The sequence below is a fragment of the Sphingomonas sanguinis NBRC 13937 genome (assembly GCF_001591005.1).
In the GTDB taxonomy this organism is placed as follows: Bacteria; Pseudomonadota; Alphaproteobacteria; order Sphingomonadales; family Sphingomonadaceae; genus Sphingomonas; species Sphingomonas sanguinis.
In genome coordinates this window covers 69,803-86,924 of sequence record NZ_BCTY01000010.1, presented here as the reverse complement: position 1 = coordinate 86,924, position 17,122 = coordinate 69,803, and the positions used below count along the sequence as shown (strand labels likewise).

The window sequence follows — 17,122 nt, the reverse complement described above, 5'->3', positions numbered from 1 at the left end:
GGGGGGGGGGCTTCCACACGGCTCTACCTATGTGGTGCGCCCCCTCCACCATGCTGCGCATGGTCCCCCTCCCCTTGCAGGGGAGGAAAGTTTTACCGGCCCCCTGTCACCACCGCATCGCTCAACTCCGCGAAGGACGGCGCGGGCAGGGCGGGGATCGGCGTTACGGGCAGGCCGGTGCCCAGCTTGCCGTCGATCGCGGGCCCGGTCGCGGCGCGCAGTTCGGGGGCGTTGGCGATGCTGAGTACGGGTGCGGGCTTGGCCATCGCGCTCGGGCGCGAGGCGCGGTCGATCGGAGCGAGCAGCGGATCGAACGGACCGAAGACCTGCGCCTTGACCGAGCGGATATTGGCCGAGGCATCGTACACCGGCACCCCCGCCTCGATCACGCCCGCCTGCAACCGGCCCAGCGTCGCCAGCAGCCGGGCCTGCGCGACATAGCCGGAATAGCGCGCATTGGTCGCAACGATCTGCGCGTTGAGCAGCCTCTGTTCGGAATCGAGCACTTCGAAATTCGACCGGAAGCCCTCCTGGAACCCCCGTCGCACACCGGTCAGCGCGGCTTCGGCGGCTTCGGTCGCCAGTTGGCCCGAGCGTTGCTGTTCGGTCGCGGCGACCGCTTGGTTCCAGCTTTCCTGGACATTGGCGAGGGCTTCGCGCCGTGTCCCCTCCGCCTCGAACCCCAATTGCTGGCGCTCGGCGACGGCAGCGCGGATGCGTGAGCCGATCAGACCCCCGGCGAGCAACGGCATGGTGACGCTGACTCCGCCGCTTGCCTGCCCGCCCATATCGCGCAGCTGATAGGAATAGGGGCTGGTATAGCCATAACCGCCGGTCAGCGCGACGATCGGCGCGCGCTCGGCGCGCTGGGCCGCGATCCGGGCGTCCCCGGCGCGTGCGGCCATGATCGCCTGCCAGATGGCGGGGCTTTCCTTCTCGGCGATCTGGAAGGCGGCGTCGATCGAGCCGGGAATGCCGGGCAGGCGCGGCGGTGGCGCAAGACGGCCGGGATTGCGCCCGACCAGCGCGGCGAAGCGCGCGCGACTGCTCTGCAGATTGGCCTCGGCCTGCGCCAGTTGCGCGGCGATCAATTCGCGTTGCGCGCGTGCCTGGGCGATGTCGGTACGGGTCAGGTCGCCGCCGCGCTCGCGCGCCACTGCCTGGTCGACCTGTCGCCCATAGCTGTCGAGCGAGCGGGTCTGGATCGCGACCAGCGCCTGGTCGCGCAACACCGAGGCAAAGGCGTCGACGACGCTAAGCAGGACGCTGTTTTCCGTCTCGCGCAGCCGCTCGCGTCCTGCCAGCACGGTCGCCTCGGCCGCCGACACCTGGGCCGCGGTACGTCCGCCATTGAGCAGGATCTGCGAGGCGGAGATGGTCGCGCCCATGGTTCGCGCGCGCACCGTGCCGAACTGGTCGAGCAGGTTGCGCTGGTCCTGCTGGCGATATTGGGCATTGAGGTTGATGCCAACGGTCAGGCGATAGGGGCTGCCCGCCTGGATGATCTGTTCGTCGAGCACGCGCAGCTGGGCACGCCCCGCCTCCAGCGTCGGGTTGGAGCGATAGGCGTCGGCAATCGCCCGGTCGAGCGTGTCGGGATCGTACAGCTCCTGCGCCTGCACCGGCGCGGCGACCAGCACGACAAGCGGCAGGGCGAGGAACAAGGGCCTGGACACGATAGACATCTACCCATTCCTCCCCTGGCAGGGGAGGTGGCAGGCCGAAGGCGTGACGGAGGGGTGTCCCGGCCGAAGAGTCGGGGACAAACCCACCACCGGGGACACCCCTCCACCATGCTGCGCATGGTCCCCCTCCCCTGCAAGGGGAGGAAGGAAAACGGTCTTAGGCGAATGGTGATGGAAACTAGCGTTCATGGAAGGACCGCGAAAAGGCTTCGGTCAGCGGGTCGAGCAGATATTGCAGGGCGGTACGACGGCGCAGCGGCACCATCACCGCGACCGGCACGCCCGCACGAATGCCGGTGTCGCCACCGCGCACCGCCGCGATCCGGGCGATCTGGTCGTGCGGCACCGCGATCTCGGCGCTGAAATAGCTACGGCCCGAGGCTTCGTCGCGCAGGCTGTCGGCGGAGATGGAATGAACCGTCCCGGTCAGGATCGGCAGGCCCCGGTCGTGGAGCGACAGGAACTTCACCTCGGCGGGCCGTCCCGCCACCACCCCGTCGATATCGCCCGGCGCGAAATTGGCGCGTACGATCAGCGGCGCGGCGTCGGGCACGATGTCGAGGATGGGCTGCCCCGCCTGGATGACGCCGCCGACGGTGAAGACGCGCAGTCCGACCACCGTCCCGGAGACTGGCGCGCGGATTTCGGTGCGGGCCAGCTGCTCGCGTGCGGCGGCCCATTTGGGCTGCATCTCGTTCAGCTGGAACTGAGTGTCGCGTAAGGACGCGGCGGCTTCTTCGACCTGGCGGCGGCGGGTCTGTACCCGCTGCGCGCTCGTCTGGCCGATCTGCTCGCGCGCGGCGGCCGAGCGCGAGCTGTAATCGGCATCGGCCCCTTCGAGCTGCTGGATCGAGCGTTCGATCGCGCGCACCGTGTTGCGCGAGACATAGCCTTCGTCGGCGAGCTTCTTCGTGCTTTCCAGCTGCTGCGCCAGGCTGGCGCGTTGGCGGGCACTGGCCTGGGCCTGGGCGTTGAAGCCGGAGGTCTGGCGCGCGACTTCGGCGGCCTGCTGGCGCAACACCTGGTCGCTGGCGGCGAGCGAGGCGCCCCGGCTGCGCAGCTGCGCCAATTGCAGGCTTTGCGCACGGGCGATCAGGCGGCGGTCGTCGCCGGTCGCGGTGGCGAATTCGGCGGGCCAGACGATGGCGCGGCCCGCCACTTCGGCCTCCAGTCGGGCGCGCTGGGCGAGCAGGTCGATGACGCTGGCGGCGAGCGCGCGTTCGCTGGCGGCGACTTCTGCGCCCTCTAGCCGGAACAGCACCTGTCCCGCCGTCACATGGTCGCCGTCGCGCACTGCCATCGCCTTAACGATGCCGCCGTCTCGGTGCTGGACGGTGCGGCGATTGCCCGAGACGGTGACCTGCCCCTCGCCCGATGCCGCCGCGTCGAGCCGGGCAAAAGCGGCCCAGCCCAGCCCGACCACGAAGAACAGGATCGCCACCAGCGCGCCGACCCGGATCGCGGTGCCGGGTGAGTCGTCGAGGCGCAGCCGCTCGGCGAGTTGGGCGCGGCTCATCGCGTCGCTCCGGCATGGACGAAACCATCGTCGGGGCGCGCGGGGGCCTGCGGCCGGATGACCTTGGCGCGTTCGTCGAACAGCTGGACGCGGCCTTCGCGCAGCAACAGCACCTTGTCGACGATCTGGAGCAGCCCGGTGCGATGGGTCGAGACGATCACCGTTGCCCGGCGCTCGCGCAAGGCCAGGATGGTGCGCGCCAGCCGCGCCTCGCCTTCGCTGTCGAGATGGGCATTGGGTTCGTCCAGGAACAACAGGGTCGGCCGACCGAACAGTGCGCGGGCCAGCGCGACCGCTTGGCCTTGCCCGGCCGACAGCCCGGCCTCGCCGCGTTCGAGCAGCGTGCCATACCCCTGGGACAGGCCCAGGATAACCTCATGCGCGCCCGCTTCTTGTGCGGCGGCAACGACCTCGGCATCCAGCGCCTCGCTCTCGCCGTCGATCACGCCCCGGAAGCGCGCGATGTTGGTGTGGACGGTGGCGGGGAACAGCGTCGGCGCCTGTGGCATGAAACCCAGGTGGCGGCCCAGCTGCTCGCGATTCCAGTCGGATAGCGATGCGCCGTCGATCCGCACCTCGCCCGCATCGGGGGCCTGTGCGCCTGCGAGTACGCGCAGCAGCGTCGACTTGCCCGCACCGCTGGGCCCGACCAGCGCGACGACCTCGCCCGGATTTACGGCAAAGCTGATGTCCGACAGGATCGGCCGCTCGCTGCCCGGCGCCATGACGTCCAGACCGCGCACTTCGATCCGCCCGACGGGGGCCGGCAAAGTGGTGGCGGTGCGGTCGGGGGCGGGGCGGCGGCAAAACGCATCGAGCGAACGCCATGCACCCCAGGCGGCGGTCAACGGTTTCATCGCGCCGAGAATCTGTTCGACCGGCTGGAGCGCGCGACCGAGGAGCAGCGAGGCGGCGAAGATCGCGCCGCCCGAAATCTCCTGCCGCACCGCCAGCCATGCGCCCAGCGCCAGCGCCAGCGATTGGAGTAGCTGGCGCAGGAACTTGGTCACCGCCAGGAACTGGCCCGACGTACCCGACAGCGACGCCTGCCGCCGCGCCAGATCGGCGCGCTCCAACAGATGCCGGGTGACCAGCGCGTCGCGCATCCCCAGCGCCTGCGCCACGTCGGAGGCGAGGATCGAGGCGTCCTGCTCGCGTTGGGCCAGCGTCTGGCGGGCGCGGATGACGCCGACGCTGGGTTCGGTCACCCGTTCGCTGGCGATGGCGATCCCGCCCAGCAGCAGCGCGCTGACCAGCGTCAGGACACCGATCCACGGATGGAGGAGAAAGGCGATCAGGATGTAGATCGGGGCCCAGGGCGCATCGAACAGCGCGATCACGGGCGCGCCGGTCAGGGTCGAGCGAACGGTATCGAAATCGCGCATCGCCTGTGCGCGCTCGACGGGCGTGCCGCTGGGCGAACTCAGGATGCGCAGCAGGATGGCGGGGGCCAGCCGCCGCTCCAGTCGGATGCTCGCACGCAGCAGCAGCCGCATCCGCACCGCGTCGAGGATCGCATAGACGCCCAGCGCCACGACCAGGATCAGGGTCAGCAGCAACAGCGTCGGCACGCCGCGCGTCGGCACCACCCGGTCATAGACCTGGAGCATGAAGATCGACGGCGCGAGGTTCAGGACGTTGATCAGCCCCGAAAACACCGCCGCCGCGATCAGATGCGGGCGACATCCGCGCACGACCGCGATCAGGCCGGTGCCGGACGATCCGGCTATCGGACCGGGAGTCGGGGCTGGTCCAGAGGACGACATGCCATTCGCTTTACGCGAAAAAGAGTAAGCGAAGCGTTCACGTCGGGTTGGCACGGGGAGGGCTTGCACCCTTCCCGTGCCGCAGGAGATCAGTTCGCCAGCGGGGGCAGCTTCTGCCCGAACAGCGTGACGAACCGGTCGAGCGGACAGGGCGCATCGGCCGGGCAGCCGGGCACCCGGACCGGCGTCACCGTCACGGCGGCGGCGTGCGCGCGAATCTGGTCGGGCGACTGGGTGCGGTAGGTAACGGTGACGAAGGCCTTGCCCGCCGGATCGTGCCAGCGGTTGATCAGCACCGCCCCGCCCGGTGCGGCGTCGTTGGTGGCATAGCCCGGTGCGACCAGGTCGAAGCCGAGCAGCGCGGCCAGCGCGGTGACATTGGTGTCGTGCCCGACCAGCATGTCGACCTTCGCCCCGTCCTTCGCGGTCAGCGCATCGATCATGTGCCGCCCGAACGCCGCCGACTGGTGCGCGGCCATATAGGGGGAGCGCGAATAGACGTCGAACAGCGCGGCGTGCAGCTTGCCCAGTTGCGCCAGCACCCGGCCATCGACGGCCATGCCGCCCACCGAGGGGGGCAACCCCTCGGCATATTGCAGCAATAGCACCTGCGCGGTGCCCGAGGCGGTGCGGATCGGGCCGGTCAGGTCGATGCCATGCCCATCGGCCGACGGGGTCAGACGGGCAGTCCGGCCGGGATCGCAGCCTTGGCGGTCGCCGCAGCCCAGCACCGTGTCGAGCAGCCGCAGGCCGTCGCGGTTCCGCGCGACCAGCGCGTCCATGCCGCCGGTAAAGCGGTTGATGTCCGCCACTGCCGCGTCCGCGTCGAATGTCGTGGCGCGGGCGCGCAGCGGCTCGAACAGGGCGTCGACCTGTCCGATCGGATTGTGGTCGACCGCGAGCGCGCAATCCGGGGCGATGGCCTTGGCATAGGCCGCGCCGCTCGCGATCGTGCGCGACGAACTGTTGGTGCGGATGCGGATGGCGGGGCAGCCGGTCGCGGGCAGCAGTCCCTGCGCCACCCAGGCGGCGCGGTCGGCGCGGGCTTCGGCGGCCAGCGCCTGCGCGCCATGCGGCGTCAGCTCGCTTTCCGGCGTCGTCCAGTGCGGCCAGGGGCGAGCGGTCCGGGTGCCGTCCGGCACTTCGCCGTCCAGCGGTGCGCGGACGCCGTGACGCATCAGGATCACGACGCGGTCCAGCGTCAGACCGGCCGGACGCGCCGCCGCTGCCATGTCGGGGGTGGCCACGCCACCGAGGAGAATCAAGGCCAGCGCGGCGCGGACGTTGGAGGAGATGATGGTCATCGGGCAACTTTGGAGCGTTTTCGGGTCATTGCTGTGACATTCGCCCGACAATGGCGCGCGCCCATTCGCGGGCCTGGCAGAATTTTTCAAAGTCATCAAAATTCGGTCAATAAGTCATCGGATTGTCACAGGCTGCCCCTAGCGGAGCCGTCGAAGGCGCCCGGGGGGCGTCGCCATCATTATTGATCCAGGGGAAATCTCATGACCGCTTCGTCCAAGCGGGCGCATGTCGTGCGTCTGTTGTGCGGCTCTGCCGCCACGCTTCTGATCGCGGGTCCGGCACTGGCCGCCGATCCGATTCCAGCCGCCGTGTCCGAGCCTGTCGCCGCTTCCAACGATCCGCAGGCCGGTGAGGATGTCATCGTCAAGGGCCATCGCCAGGCGCTGGTTGATGCGCAGGACGAACAGCTGCGCAGCCAGTCGCTGGCGACCGTCGTTTCGGGCGAGGAACTGCGCATCCAGCCGCAACAGAATCTGGCCGACCTGCTGACCCGCCTGCCGGGCATCAGCTCCTCGGTCGACCAGTCGCGCAACGCGGCGGCGACCGGCGAGGCGCAATATGTCTCGATCCGTGGCCTCGACACCTCGTACAACGCCTATTCGTTCGACGGCGTGCGGCTGGCGCAGACCGATGCGCGCACCCGCGCCATCTCGATGAACCTGCTGTCGCCCTTCTCGCTGCAGACGGTGCGCGTCGACAAGGCGCCGACCGCCAAATATGACGGCGACGCGATCGCGGGCATTATCGACATGGTGCCGATCACCGCCTTCGACCTGCCCAACCATCGCAGCCAGATCCGTTTCCAGGGCCAGGTTGCGGGGCGTGCGGCGGCGCGGGGAGAAGATCCCTGGGGCGGCACCGCGCAGTTCGAGACGGCGCAGCGTTTCGGCAATTTCGGTGTCTATGCCTCGGCCTATTACGGTCTGAAGCATGTGCTGGGCGAGTCGACCGCCGTGCAGCACGACTGGGAAAAGTATAACGCCAACATCCCCGGCATGATCCGCGACAATCTGGACAATGTGTTCGCGCGCGGTGCCCAGTGGCAGGCGTTCCGCAACCGCATCCAGCGTCTGGGCGGCACGCTGAACCTCGACTGGAAGGGCGAGACGACCGATCTCTACTGGCACTCGACCTATGGCCAGTACAACCTCAAGAGCTGGATGGACCAGACCGCGCTGCGCCAGACCAGCCTGGCCCCGTACCAGATCAATCCGAACCCGAATAAGGGCTCGTATGACGCGGCGGGCTACCGCGCCGATTACGGCCTGACCGCGACCGACTATTTCCGCACCGAGCACAGCAACCAGGCGTTGGTGACGACCAAGATCGGCGGCCAGACCCGTTCGGGCGACTTCACCTTCGACTATCACGGCGCCTATTCGCGCGGGTCGCAGGACTATCCGCTGCGCATCCAGTCGGGTTTCGCGGGCGCGCCCTATATCGGCACCGCCGACAATACCGGCGTCGCCAATTATCGCATGGTCACCTCGATCGGCCAGCGCACCTTCCCGCAGGTCGTGCTGACCGACGCGGCACGCGCCTATCTGACCGACCTGACCAAGCTGAAGCAGTGGTACGTCACCCAGCAGTTCGAGAACACCTGGGAAAGCCGCCTGGAGGGCCAGTTCGACACCACCTGGCACCATGCCGACCAGGGTCTGGTCTCCGTATCGGCGGGCGCGAAGGTCGAGGATGCCAAGCGCTATGCCAATGCGCTGGGCGATGACGGCGCACTGCAATATACCTTCCCCAATGCCGATGGCAGCGCGTCGCCGCGCTACGCCGCGACCGGCCCCGGCCTGATGACGCTGCCCGGCCGGATGCTCGGCGGGTTCATGAACGGTGCGGCGCAGGTGCCGATCTTCCTGATCGACACCAACTATATCGAGAACCAGGTCGCGCAGCTCTCGACCCCGAAGATTGCCGGGCTCGATCCGGTCAAGCTGAAGGAAAACCGCCTCGATGGGCGGGAGAACCGGCTGTCGGGCTATGTCATGGCGACGATGCAGTTTGGCGACCTGCAAGTCGTGCCGGGCGTGCGGTACGAATATAACCGGTTCAAGGGCACCTATTGGCAGGATCAGGGCAACGACACCGGCGCCTTTGCGACCTCCAGCCGCCATTATGACATGTGGCTGCCCAGCGTGATCGCCAATTACCGGCCCAATGACGACATGGTGATCCGCGCCTCGATCCGCAAAAGCTATTCGCGTCCCGCCTTCGACCTGTTGCTTGGGCCGACGCAGGTGTCGCGCAACGACCTGGGCGAGGTGACCGGGGTGTTCATCCCCAACCCCAATCTGAACGCCCAGACCTCGTGGAATTACGATGCCTCGGTCGAGTATAAGGGGCAGGGGACCGATTTCTTCTCGGTCAGCCCCTTCTACAAGAACCTGAACCATGTCCTGTTCGCGACCGGCACGACCAATGCGGGCGGCGACTATAATATCTGGGGCAATCCCCAGTCGGAACAGCAGGGCGGCGTCGAGGTGTCGAGCCTGACCACCGACGCCACCGGCAAGATTTACGGCGTCGAACTGTTCGGCCGCTATTCGCTGAAGGGGCTGCCGGGGCTGCTCAACGGTCTGGGGCTCCAGGCCAATGTGACGCTGCAAAAGGCCAAGGCCAATGTCTTCGTCAACGGCCAGAACCGCCAGCAGCGCATGACCCAGGCGCCCGAGGTGATGTACAATGCCGCGCTGTTCTACACCCGTGGCGGCCTGTCGGCGGAGTGGAACTACAACTATACCGGCGACCGCCTGTACGATCTGCGCTCCAGCCGCCCGGATACCTATATCCAGCCGACGACGATCTCGAACCTGATCGTCAACTACACGCTGCCCTCGGGGCTGACGGTCGGTGCCTCGGTGCAGAACCTGTTCAACGAGCACAGCTACTGGGCGACGACCAGCGAGCGCAAGGCGTACCTCTCGAACGATCGCAAGGGCGGTTATGTCGAGACGGGGCGCATCTACATGCTCAACCTGTCCTACGCCTTCTGATTTCATCCCCTCCCCGATCCGGTGCCACCCCCCAAGTGGCACCGGAGCGCACCTCCGCCGACGGCGCATACCCTGTGCCGTCGGCGATTTTGTGTGCGGTTCCTGACCGGATGCACGCCCCGATTGACCGGCGCGCGGGCGGCACTAGCATGAGACCCAGTAACAGGAGCGTCCCCCGACATGATGAAACGCCAGCGCCGCCAGCATGAGATCGTGGCGATTCTGGGAGAGGGCGGCTTTCACGGCATCGGCGAACTGGCCGCCGCCCTGGACGTGTCCGAGGAGACGGTGCGGCGCGAGCTGCGCGTGCTGGAGGCGTCCGGCGTGGTCGTGCGCGCGCATGGCGCGGTCCGCATCGCCAAGATCGAGACCGAGGGCTCCTTCGCCACCCGCCTGCAACGCCATGCCGAGGCCAAGCAGCGCATCGCCGCCGCCGTCGCGCAGGTGGTGGCCGAAGGGCAGACCATCTATCTCGATGCCAGCACCACCGGTCATTATGTCGCGCGTGCGCTGCGCGACCATCACGGGCTGACCGTCGTCACCAATGCGGTGGGGGTCGCGGCCGAGTTGGGCGGGCGCAACGACAATCGCGTCATGCTGGCGGGCGGCGAGATGGATTATGAGTATCGCGCCGCGTTCGACGCCACCGCGCGCGAGTATCTGGGCATGTTCACGCCCGCGCTGGCGATCCTGTCGGTCGAGTCGGTCAATCTCGACCATGGCTTTGCCGATTATCATGCGGGCGAGGCGGCTTTGTGCCGGATGATGATCGCCCGCTCGCGCCGCACCCTGATCGCCGCCGACCAGAGCAAGTTCGACCGGCCCGGCACGATCCAGGTGGCGGGCCTGGGCGATGTCGCGATGCTGGTGACCGATGCGCCGCTGTCGCCCGCCTATGCCGAGGCACTGGCCGGGGTGGAGGTCGTCGTCGCCTGAGCGCGCGGGATCAGCAGCGCGATGCCCGCGCCTGCCAGCGCGAAACCGGCATGGATCGCCCAGAAATGCGGCTGCGCCATGCGGGGATAGAGCGCGCCCAGTTCGCCGACCACCAGATGCGCGACAAAGCCGTGGAGATAGAAGAGTCCGGTCATCATCCCCCGGCGCGAGGGCGGCGCGGCGGCCGCGACGATGGCCAGTGCCGAGGGCCAGGACAGGACGACGCCCAGCGACAACAGCAACACCGCACAAAGCGGCCCGCCCAGCCCGATTCGCGTTCCGCCCGACAGCCCGGCGAGCAGCCCATAGGCCAGCGCCATCGCGATCCCACCTGCGGCCAGCTTGTGCACTGCGCTCGGCTCGCGCGCGAGACGGGGCCACAGGCGATAGGCGAGCAGCGCCAGCGCGATGGTGAACAGGCCATCGGTCGCCGCCAGCCAGCTGGGCGGAATCGAAAAACCGCCGATGGTCAGGTCGACTCGCTCCTCCGCCCAGACCAGGACCATGTTGTTCAACTGCTCATAGGCGCAGAAACACAGGGTCACCGCCGCGATGGCCAGAAGCGCGCGCGGCCAGTCGCTTGCGTCCCGACCGCCCATGGGTGTCTCGACCCCTCGCACCGGCGGCGCGGTGCGCAAGGTCAGCATCGCCGCGATCATGCTGGCCGCCATGAAGACGAAGGCGGCGGCGAAGCCATAGGCCAGCGCCAGCCACCCGCCGATCAACGGTCCCAGCATCGCTCCGCCATTCAGGAACGCCAGATAGGCGGCGAATACCCGCTCGCCCTTGGCCCCGCCCCTCAGCGCACCGACTTCGGCGGCCAGATTGCCCTTGAGCAGCCCGATGCCGCCGATCAGCAGCGCCAGCCCGGGCAGTGCCAGGCTGCGGCTGGCGAGCGCGAGCAGGCCCAGCATCATCAGCACGGCGCCGCCATACATGGCGGGCCGTCGCCGTCCGCTGCGGTCCGCGATCCATCCGCCCAGCGGCAGGACCAGATAGGTCAGCGCGCCGTAGAGCCCGTAGAGCTGCGAGGCGAAGGCGATGTCGCCATGCGCCCCGGTCAGTCCCTCGACCCCGCGGCGCAGCGCGGACAGGCCGATCACCCCGTCCCCCCGCGCCAGCAGATCGTTCACCAGGAACAGGGTCAGCAGCGACTTGGCGCCCTGGATCGCACAACGCTCCCACCCCTCGACGCTGGCGAGCGTCCAGAATCCGGGAGCGGGCGGGGCGGTGTCCCTTTCGCGCTTTGGCCTGTCGCGCATGAGGTTGATTTCGGTCCGTTTCGGGGCTTTGGGAGGAAGCGCTGGTCCCCTAGCCGCGGTTTGTGACGGGTTCGCGGCGGCTCGACAAAGCGGACGCCGCGCGGCACCAAGGCGCGATGGACCTGTCCGCGATCGTCGCCGATATCGCCGCTGAGATGGCCGAGGCCCCCGACCGGGGCAAACCGGCCGATTACATCCCGGCGCTGGCGGGCATCGACCCGCACCGTTTCGGCATCGCCATCGTCGAGGCGGACGGCCAGTGCCATCTGGCGGGGGATGCCGAGGAGAGCTTCTCGATCCAGAGCATCTCCAAGGTCTTCGCGCTGACCCTGGCGCTCGGCGCGGTCGGCGACCAGCTGTGGCGGCGGGTGGGGCGCGAGCCGTCGGGGACCGCATTCAACTCGATCGTCCAGCTGGAAACCGAAAGCGGCATCCCGCGAAATCCGTTCATCAATGCGGGCGCGATCGTGGTGGCCGACATGCTGCTGGGCGGGTACGAACCGCGCGAGGCGATCGGCGAGATGCTGCGCTTCGTCCGCGCGCTGGCGGGGGAGGACGACATCGTCATCGATGCCGCCGTCGCGCAAGCCGAGATGGAGACGGGCCACCGCAACCAAGCGCTGGCCCATTACATGCGCGCCTTCGGCAATCTCCATCATCCGGTGGACCGGGTGCTGGGCGTCTATTTCCACTTTTGCGCGCTGGCGATGAGCTGTCGGCAACTGGCGCTGGCCGGGCGATACCTGATGGCGCGGGGCGTCAATCCGGGGACGGGGCGCTCGGTCGTGTCACCGCAACGGGCGCGGCGCATCAACGCGCTGATGATGAGCTGCGGCCATTATGACGGGTCGGGCGAGTTCGCCTTTCGTGTCGGCCTGCCGGGCAAGTCGGGGGTGGGCGGCGGCATACTGGCGATCGTGCCCGGTCGCGCCTCGATCGCGGTCTGGTCGCCCGGCCTCAACGCGCGCGGGAATTCGCAGCTTGGTACGCTGGCGCTCGAACGGCTGGTGCAGCGGACCGGCTGGTCCGTGTTCGACCCACAAGCCGGTTGAGCGCCCGCAAGGGTGCGAAGGCCGCGCCCGCCCGGACCGACAGCAGCAGGTTGAGTGCGACGCCCGCGATCGAGGCGGCCCCGAGCATCCGCACGATCCGCTCGCCGGTGATGGCCGTCCCGCTGGACGACAGGGCCAGCAGCAGCGTCGCCGCGCCCAGCAGCTTCAGGCCCAGGCGCAGCTTGGCGTCGTGCAGCGTGCCCGCGTCCTTGGCATGGCGATAGGACCCGGCGGCCAGCAGCCAGAAGCCGACAAGGCACAGGGCGATCGTATCAAGCATGGACAGGCTCCAGGGACCGGCGGGTTCTTTTGGGGGCGGCAGGGGCGGGGCGCGCGCTGATCCGCGCGGCGACGGCAAAGCCGATGCCGATGGCGAGACAGGCGAGATCGAAGGCGACGAACAGATGGTCGCCGTCCAGCAGCGCGGGCACCAGCCAGCGCGAGGTGGTCAGCGCATCGACGACCGGAATCGCGGCCCAGGCGGCGGCGGCCAGCGCGAACAGGATAGTCCAGGCGCGGCGCGCGGGCAGTGCGAGTTGCGCCAGGGCGAGTAGGCCCCAGATCCAGAACATTGCCGACACTTCCATATCGGCGCGTCCCTCCAGCGTGGCGGGGATCAGCCGGTTGGCGAGCAGATAGGCGGCCATGCCGATGGGGAAGGCGGCGATGACCGCGATGTTCAGCCGCTCGGCCAGTCGCAATCCGAAGAAGGGCGCGGCGTTCGGCTTGCGGCGCTTGGCGGTCCACAACAACAGGCCGGTGCCGACCATCGCCGCGCCGGTCAGGCCCATCACGAAATAGGCCCAGCGCAGGGCGGGACTGGCGAAGGTGGCGAGGTGCAGGCCCAGCATGACGCCCGCCGTCTCGATCGCGGAGGCGGGCGCACCGCTCTGGCTGACGAAGCGGCCGGTCGCCCCTTCATAGGTGACCGTGGGCGTCCGTGCGTTGATCGTGCTGCGCTTGCCCTGCGCGATGGCGATGCGCGCGGCGGCGTCGCCCGGATTCTGGATGATGACGCGGGTGGCGGCGCCGCCCAGCCTGCGCTCGGCATCCGCGACCAGTGGTGCGATCGCGACCAGCGGGCGGCGCACGCCGCTGGCAGATACATCGTCGGGCAGGTCATAGGCGGCCTGCGCGAACTTTGCAGGCTGGGCGTAGTTCATCATCGCGGGCCACGGCATGTACATGGTCACCAGCGTGATGAGCCCGGTATAGGTGATCATCGCATGATAAGGCAGGCCGAGCACCGCCGAGACATTGTGCGCGTCCAGCCAGCTTCGCTGCCCCTTGTTCCAGCGCAGCGTGAAGAAGTCGGCGAAGATGCGCTTGTGCGTGATGACGCCCGAGATAATCGCGCCCAGCATCGCCATGGCGCACAGCCCCGCCAGCCAGCGGCCCCAGGGATGCGGTAACTGAAGCTGGAAATGGAAGCGATAGAAATGCTCGCCGCCCTTGGTCTCGCGCGCGGTCAGGGGCGCGCCGCTGATCGGATCGAGGTCCAGCTCGTCGCGACGCCGCTGCTGGGGATCGGGCTTGGCGGGGATGCGGAACACGCGGGTCGCGACGGTCCGCTCGTCGGGCAGATAGATATACCATTGCAGGTCGTCCGCCCCGATCCGCGACAGATACCGCACCGCCGAGCTGGCCGCCTGGGCGGGGCTGGCGGCGCTGGGGCGGATTTCGGGTTGCATCCACTGGGTGATCTCGGGCCGGAAATAGGCCGAGGTGCCGGTCAGGAACATGGTGAACAAGATCCACCCGGCGATCAGCCCCAGCCAGCCATGCGCCCAGGCCATGGTCTGGCGTAGCCCGCGCTGCGCCGTCGTCGCGGACGCCTCGCTCATGGACGCACGCCCCACAGCTTCAGGATCGCCGCCATGACCAGCGCGCCGCCCCAGACGACCGCGCTCACCCGGCCCAGCCGCCCCTCGTGCAACGACCAGAGTCCGATTCCCGCATAGACCAGGAAGGACAGGACCATCGGCCAGCCCGTCGCCTCGACCCGCGTCGTGGCATCGGACACGGGCAGACTGCGCGCAGTCAGCATCGCGCTGGCGACCGCGAATGCATAGCCGCCGAGCACCGCCGTGACCCAGCGCCACGCCATGGCGAATCCGGCCCGCCAGCGGCGTTCGGCTTGTTCGTCAATGGCTCGGCCCGATGGCACCCGTTTGCCCCTTGTCATGTTGATGGCGTCCCTCTAGCAGCATTTGAGAGTCACTATCAATAGCAGGGGATAAAATTATGCGCGGTTTTCGCGGAGGGTTGCTCGCGGCCTGTGCCATGGGGGCGATGCTGGCCGGGGCGCTGCCTGCCCAGGCGCGGGATGTGTCCCATGCGGTCCCGGTGACGGCCGACGAGGACCAGCAGCGGTTGCGCAACGAGGAGATCGTGGTCGAGGGCGAGCGCGAGAAGAAGACCGCCGCCTCGGGCACCAAGACCGACATCCCGCTGATCGCCACGCCCCAGACGATCGCGGTCATCGACCAGGCGGAACTGACCCGCCGCAATGCGCAGTCGATCAACCAAGCGCTCGGTTATGTCGCAGGTGTCGCGCCCAACCAGCGCGGCAATGTCGCCACCCGGTACGACCAGTTGTTCCTGCGCGGCTTCACGCCGGGGATGTTCATGGACGGGATGCGGCTGATGGGCGGTGTCTATGCCAGCCCGCAGGTCGACTTCCATCTGGTCGAGTCGGTCGATGTGGTGAAGGGGCCGGCAGGCGTCACCTATGGCTCGGGCACGCCGGGCGGGCTTATCAACCTGACCAGCAAGCTGCCCTATGCGGGTGCGGGCGGGCGGATCGAACTGGCGGCGGGCAATTACGCGCTGCTCCGCTCCAGCATCGATGTGAACCAGCCGCTCGATGAGAATGACCGCTGGCTGTTCCGCCTGATCGCAGGCGCGGAGGAGTCGGACGGCTTCATCCGCAACACCGCCAATCGCCGCTATTATGCGCGCCCCATGCTGACCTTCGCGCCCGACAAGGCGACCAGCGTGACCCTGATCCTCAACTATCAGCGCGATCCCGAATCAGGGTCGTATAGCGGTGTGCCGGTTTACGGCTCGGCGCTGCCCAATCCGTTCGGCGTGCTGCCGGTCGATTTCAACACCTCGGAGCCGTCCTACGAGGCGTTCAACCGGACGCAGAAATCGGCGACGATCCTGTTCCGCCATGACCTGAACGACCGGCTGAGCTGGACCACCAACGCACGCTATCTGGCGATCGGACTGCATTATCGGCAGATCTATGGCTCGGGCTATGTGACGCGCGACGGCAACAGCGACCTGTCGACGCTCCAGCGCGGCGGCGGCGGGTCGGACGAGGCATTCCAGACCTTCACCGTCGACAATCATCTGGTCGCCAAGCTCGACACCGGCCCGGTCCGCCACACTGTCCTGGGCGGCGTCGACTGGCAGCATAATCGCGGCGAGAATTACCAGGCGTTCTTCACCGGGCAGAACGCCAACCCGGTATTCAACATCCCCAATCTTAGCCTGTTCGCGCCGGTCTATGGCGTACCGCTGCCCAGCTTCCCGATCACCCAGACGCACAATTACACCAAGCGCGATCAGGTCGGCGTCTATCTGCAGGACCAGATCGCGATCGGCGGGCTGCAACTGATCGCCAGTGGGCGTTGGGACACGTACAACCAGACGACGCAGAATCGGAACACCAATGCCGTCACCCGTCTGAACCAGACGGCGTTCACCACGCGACTGGGCGCGCTGTATGAAACGAAGATCGGCCTCTCGCCCTTCGTCAGCTATTCCGAGAGCTTCGAGCCACAGGCGGGCAGCACCTGGGATGGCAGCAACTTCATCCCCGTCACCGGCCGCCAATATGAGGCGGGCCTGAAATACCAGCCGCGCGGCACGACCGCCTTGTTCACCCTGTCCGCCTTCGACCTGCGCCGCCGCAACGTGCCGGTCGCCGATCCGCGCGCGGGCACGGGCAATATCCCCAGCAATTCGCAGGTGCAGATCGGCGAGGTCTCGATCCGCGGGATCGAACTGGACGGGCGCGGCACGGTTGCCCCCGGCTTCGACGTGGTCGTCGCCGCCACCTATAACGACCCCTATGTCCGGCAGGGTACGCCCGTGGTCGGCACCGGCGACCAGATGAGCGGCGTCACCGGCACGCGGCCCTTGGGCGTGCCGCAATGGAGCGCGTCGAGCTTCCTGTCCTATGATCTGGGCAAGGCTGGTGTCGGCAGCGCGCTGGGCGGCCTGAGCCTGGGTGCCGGGGTGCGCTATGTCGGCGAATCGGATGGCACCGCGACCACCGTCGCCGCGGGCCGCACCGTCGTCCGCCGTTTCCAGTCGCCCGATTACTGGCTGGCCGACCTGATGCTGGGCTATGATCTTGGTCGGGTCAGCCCGGCGATGGAGGGGCTGAGCCTGACCGCCAACGTCGCCAACCTGTTCGACAAGCGCCACATCACCAGCTGTTTCTTCAACAATGGCTGCTATTACGGGGCATCGCGGACCTTTGTAGGCAGCCTGCGCTATTCTTGGTAAGGCGCACCCGATTCATTCGCATTTGACGTATCCGCCCGTCCCGCCGACCGATCGGCGGGCAAGGGGCGCAAAGGAGT

The 17,122-nt window shown here is 68.1% G+C and carries 12 protein-coding genes; 4 read left to right on the top strand and 8 right to left on the bottom strand.

Annotated features, from left to right (window positions below; all coding sequences use genetic code 11):
* Positions 1–92: 92 nt before the first annotated feature.
* The 4 genes from SSA01S_RS07090 to SSA01S_RS07075 form a co-directional block, all read right to left on the bottom strand.
* Complete coding sequence (locus tag SSA01S_RS07090; RefSeq protein ID WP_082794974.1) at positions 93–1,685, bottom strand: TolC family outer membrane protein; 1,593 nt, start codon at positions 1,683–1,685, stop codon at positions 93–95.
* A 178-nt stretch (positions 1,686–1,863) separates the two neighbouring features.
* On the bottom strand, positions 1,864–3,201 hold the full coding sequence (locus SSA01S_RS07085; RefSeq protein WP_061779810.1) for an HlyD family type I secretion periplasmic adaptor subunit: 1,338 nt from the start codon (positions 3,199–3,201) through the stop codon (positions 1,864–1,866).
* Positions 3,198–4,967 (bottom strand): type I secretion system permease/ATPase, encoded by a 1,770-nt coding sequence (locus SSA01S_RS07080; protein WP_082794973.1) that lies wholly within the window; start codon positions 4,965–4,967, stop codon positions 3,198–3,200. Before SSA01S_RS07080 ends, SSA01S_RS07085 begins: the two co-directional genes overlap by 4 nt.
* 89 nt (positions 4,968–5,056) lie before the next feature.
* Positions 5,057–6,271, bottom strand: coding sequence for a histidine-type phosphatase (locus SSA01S_RS07075; protein WP_061779808.1), 1,215 nt, complete (start codon positions 6,269–6,271; stop codon positions 5,057–5,059).
* 201 nt (positions 6,272–6,472) lie between these two features.
* Here SSA01S_RS07075 and SSA01S_RS07070 point away from each other — a divergent pair, with 201 nt between their 5' ends.
* Both SSA01S_RS07070 and SSA01S_RS07065 read left to right on the top strand, forming a co-directional pair.
* Positions 6,473–9,274: a TonB-dependent receptor gene (locus SSA01S_RS07070; protein ID WP_061779807.1), complete on the top strand. Its 2,802-nt coding sequence runs from the start codon at positions 6,473–6,475 to the stop codon at positions 9,272–9,274.
* Positions 9,275–9,454: 180 nt separating this feature from the next.
* Entirely contained in the window at positions 9,455–10,210 is a 756-nt protein-coding gene (locus SSA01S_RS07065) for a DeoR/GlpR family DNA-binding transcription regulator (RefSeq protein ID WP_061779806.1), read from the top strand.
* Here the strand turns inward: SSA01S_RS07065 and SSA01S_RS07060 are convergent.
* Positions 10,168–11,472 carry an MFS transporter gene (locus SSA01S_RS07060; protein ID WP_061779805.1) on the bottom strand — a complete coding sequence of 435 codons (1,305 nt, stop codon included), beginning with the start codon at positions 11,470–11,472 and terminating at the stop codon, positions 10,168–10,170. The genes SSA01S_RS07065 and SSA01S_RS07060 overlap by 43 nt on opposite strands.
* Before the next feature lie 116 nt (positions 11,473–11,588).
* Here SSA01S_RS07060 and SSA01S_RS07055 point away from each other — a divergent pair, with 116 nt between their 5' ends.
* Positions 11,589–12,524 carry a glutaminase gene (locus tag SSA01S_RS07055; protein WP_061779821.1) on the top strand — a complete coding sequence of 312 codons (936 nt, stop codon included), beginning with the start codon at positions 11,589–11,591 and terminating at the stop codon, positions 12,522–12,524.
* Here the strand turns inward: SSA01S_RS07055 and SSA01S_RS07050 are convergent.
* Genes SSA01S_RS07050 through SSA01S_RS07040 form a run of 3 tightly spaced genes read right to left on the bottom strand, consistent with a single transcriptional unit; the run spans position 12,430 to position 14,631 of the window.
* Positions 12,430–12,804: a hypothetical protein gene (locus SSA01S_RS07050; RefSeq protein WP_061779804.1), complete on the bottom strand. Its 375-nt coding sequence runs from the start codon at positions 12,802–12,804 to the stop codon at positions 12,430–12,432. The genes SSA01S_RS07055 and SSA01S_RS07050 overlap by 95 nt on opposite strands.
* Complete coding sequence (locus SSA01S_RS07045) at positions 12,797–14,368, bottom strand: PepSY-associated TM helix domain-containing protein (RefSeq protein WP_061779803.1); 1,572 nt, start codon at positions 14,366–14,368, stop codon at positions 12,797–12,799. The genes SSA01S_RS07050 and SSA01S_RS07045 overlap by 8 nt, the downstream gene beginning before the upstream one ends.
* Positions 14,365–14,631 (bottom strand): hypothetical protein, encoded by a 267-nt coding sequence (locus SSA01S_RS07040; protein WP_061779802.1) that lies wholly within the window; start codon positions 14,629–14,631, stop codon positions 14,365–14,367. The genes SSA01S_RS07045 and SSA01S_RS07040 overlap by 4 nt, the downstream gene beginning before the upstream one ends.
* A gap of 137 nt (positions 14,632–14,768) precedes the next feature.
* Between SSA01S_RS07040 and SSA01S_RS07035 the strand changes: the two genes are divergently transcribed.
* Positions 14,769–17,045, top strand: a complete 2,277-nt coding sequence (locus SSA01S_RS07035; protein WP_061779801.1) for a TonB-dependent siderophore receptor — start codon at positions 14,769–14,771, stop codon at positions 17,043–17,045.
* The last annotated feature ends 77 nt before the right edge of the window (positions 17,046–17,122 follow it).